Raw genomic sequence first — 3,332 nt, forward strand, 5'->3', positions numbered from 1 at the left:
CCCCGTCCGCTGGACGGGGCCGACCGCTAGGGTGGGTGAATGGCCACTCTTCTGCGCATCGACAGCAGCATCTCCGGCGAGGCATCGTTCTCCCGCCGGCTCACCGCGGCGTTCGCCCACAGCTGGGCTGAGGCCGGGGGAGAGGTCGTCACCCGCGACCTGCACGCGGAGCAGATCCCGCATCTGCCCCATCCCGGACTGCACTTCCCGCACCGCGAGGGAGTGCCTGAGGACAGCCCCGGACGTGCCCTGCAGGACGAGCTCATCGAGGAGGCGCTCGCCGCGGACGCCTTCGTGATCGGCGCTCCGCTGTACAACTACTCCGTGCCCTCGACGCTGCGCGCATGGACGGACTATCTCCACGTTCCCGGACGCACCGCCGGCACCCCGGCCTCGGCCGGACCCCTGGCGGGCCGGCCCGTGGTCCTCCTCTCCACCCGGGGCGCGGCCTACGACCAGCCGGGCCAGGAAGAGCTGCTGGACCATGCGGTCCCCGCTCTGCGGGCCCTTCTGGGCAGTGCCTTGGGAATGGACGTGGAGGCGATCACGGTGGACCGGACGCTTGCCGAGGTCATCCCCGCGCTGGACCGGGAACGCGCCTCCGCGCTCTTCGCGGACGCGCTGGACCGCGCCTCCGCCCGAGGCCGTGAGCTGGCCGCGTCCCTGCTCTGACCCCGTGACCGCGCGTTCCGGTACTGCGGCCGTGCGGGTCGCCCTCGTCGTCAACCCGATCCACCGGCGCGGTCGCAGGGTCGCCCGCGCCCTCGTGGCACTGTGCAGGGATCATGCGGCGACGGTGCGCGTACACCTGACCAGCCCTGCGCGCCCCGCCGGCCGCGGTCTGCTCGCCGGTGCGGAGGAACCCCGGCCCGACCTCGTGGCCGCAGTGGGCGGCGACGGTACCGTGCGAGAGGTCGCAGGAGCGCTCTCACGCGAAGGCGTGTGCATCCCGCTGCTCCCCGTCCCCACCGGCACCGCGGATCTGTACGCGCTCAACGTGGGCATCCGCTCCGCGGCCCACGCCGGCGCACTGCTCGAGGAGTTCTTGCGCGCGGCGGGTGAGGGGCACGGCGCTGCGCGGCGAGCGAGTGCGGACAGACGGTCCGGTGCGGCAGGGCAGGGGAGCGTGACGGGGAGTGACGGTGCCCGGCGCGTCCTCGCTGCTGCGCGTGACTGCGACCTCGGGCTGATCCGGTTCGTTCGCCCGGACGGCGGGCGCACGCCGGAGATCCCCTTCCTCGTCGATGCGGGGATGGGCGGCAGCGCGCAGGCCCTCCTGCGCACCCCTGCCCTCGCGAAGCGACTGCTGGGGGCAGGAGGATACGCGGTCGGCGCCGCACGGGTCCTGCTGCGCCCGCCTGTGCAGTTCGATATCCGCATGCCCGGGAACCTGCCCGAGGCCGCGCCCCGGTCGACGCATCTCTCCGCCTGGTCGGTGGAGCTCGGCGGAATCCGTTCGGTGCCCGGGCGCATCACCGTCTTTCCCCACGGTGGTCCTGGAACGGGCGGCCTTGCCCTGCTCGCGGTGCGCGGGGAGGCGGTGCCGTGGCGGTGGCCGCAGGTGTTCGCCGCGGGATTCCGGGGCGGGTACGGAGGTTCTGCGGTTCTGCACCGGGAGTCGGCCTCGGCGGCGGAGGTGAGGGCGGAGCATCCCGTGCCCGTGCACGTCGACGGTGAGGACGCAGGCTGGGCGAGCGCGGCGACCGTCCGCGTTCTTCCCGGTGCGCTCGCCGTCCTCGCTCCCGGATCGCCGTGGCGGTGAGGTCCATGCCTCCGCATAGGCTGGGCGCATGAGCGAATCTCCGTCCGGTGTTCCGGCCCATGCCGATGCCTCTGCGTCCCAGCCCGCGGACATCGATCCGCGGCGCTTCGCAGCCGCCTTCCAGCAGTTCCTCGAGACGACGGCACTCCTCGCCGGCGAGGAGGGGAGGGAGCGCTTCCCGGCGGTGCTCGGTGAGCACCTGGGGGTGAGTCCGCGGTCGCTGGATCCCGTGCGGCAGGAGTTCCCCGACTGGCGGTGGGCGGACGTGGACGCCGCACTGGACTCCCTCGCCGTGCTCCAGGACCTGCGCGGCGTTCTCCCCTCGGACGAGGCCTCGGGGCTCAGCGATCTGCTGACCAACCAGTACGGCAGCTACGAGCTGGGTGCGGTGGAGCGCACCGCGGTGCCGGTCGGCCCCGGCACGGTGAGGCACGTCGCCACGAACGCCCTGCGCCTGTTCGAGGTGGACGGCACCCCCGTGGTCGTCTTCGCCACGCGGAGCCGCCCGCACATGGGCGGAGGCGACGGCGGTGCGATCGTCGTGGAGGTGCTGTGCCCGGACGAGCGCATGGCCCGGTCGGTGCTTGCCGATGTCGACGCCCATGTGCGGGAGAACTCGGTGCTCCGCGGCCAGGTGGTGAGCTTCGTGGACGGCGGGTTCGATTCCGACTCCGTGGGCATCGAGTTCCACGCTCGTCCGCGTGTCCGCGCAGAGGACCTGATCCTGCCGGAGGGCGCCCGCGAAAGGGTGGAGGCCGCCGTGCTGGGGATGAGCGCCAACGCCGCGGAGCTCCGTGCGGTGGGGCAGCATCTCTCCCGCGGAGTGCTCCTCTACGGCCCGCCGGGAACGGGGAAGACGCACACGGTCCGGTACCTCCTCTCGCAGTCTCCGGACACCACGGCGATCCTGCTCCAGGGCGAGGCACTCTCGCGGATCCGGCAGGCGGCGGCGACTGCGAAGTCCCTGGGGCGGGCGATCATCGTGCTCGAGGACGCGGATCTCATCGCCGCCGACCGTGACTTCAGCGAGGGTGAGCGCTCCGTCCTCTTCGACGTGCTGGACATCCTCGACGGGCTCGACGAGGACGCGGACATCGCGTTCCTCCTCACCACCAATCGGGTCGACGTGCTGGAGGAGGCGCTCGCACTGCGGCCCGGTCGGATCGACCTGGCGGTCGAGGTGCCGCTGCCCGCCCGTGCGCTCCGCGAACGGCTCTTCGCCCGCTACGCTCGGGAGCTTCCGGTCACGCCCGCCGGCATCGCAGCCGCAGCCGAGGCCTCTGCCGGCACCACCGGTTCGTTCGCCAAGGAAGCGGTGCGGCGGGCGGTCCTGGACGCCCTCGCCGCGAATGCGGAGGCCGATGATGCACGTCTGCTCACGGCGGTCCATGCGCTGATGTCCGAGGCTGCTGAACTCCGGCAGGCGATGGGACGGGACGCCCTGCAGGCAGAAGACGGCGAGTTCCCGGACGAGGAGCCGGACGACGAGGAGTTCGATGACGGACAGGATGAGCCCGGATGGGATGCGGGAGGGCCGGACGACGGCGGAGGGCGGGTCCCCGACGAAGCC

Annotated in this window: 3 protein-coding genes; all 3 read left to right on the forward strand. The window is 72.7% G+C overall.

Going from position 1 to position 3,332, the window contains the following annotated elements:
- Positions 1–39 precede the first annotated feature (39 nt).
- Positions 40–672 (forward strand): NAD(P)H-dependent oxidoreductase, encoded by a 633-nt coding sequence (locus Q0A33_RS08825; protein WP_291795204.1) that lies wholly within the window; start codon positions 40–42, stop codon positions 670–672.
- A gap of 4 nt (positions 673–676) precedes the next feature.
- Positions 677–1,762: a diacylglycerol kinase family protein gene (locus tag Q0A33_RS08830; RefSeq protein WP_291795206.1), complete on the forward strand. Its 1,086-nt coding sequence runs from the start codon at positions 677–679 to the stop codon at positions 1,760–1,762.
- 28 nt (positions 1,763–1,790) lie between these two features.
- A partial coding sequence (locus Q0A33_RS08835) for an ATP-binding protein (RefSeq protein ID WP_291795208.1) occupies positions 1,791–3,332 on the forward strand: 1,542 nt, incomplete at its 3' end.

Origin of the sequence: Brevibacterium sp. (assembly GCF_022712115.1) — a bacterium.
In the GTDB taxonomy this organism is placed as follows: Bacteria; Actinomycetota; Actinomycetes; order Actinomycetales; family Brevibacteriaceae; genus Brevibacterium; species Brevibacterium salitolerans.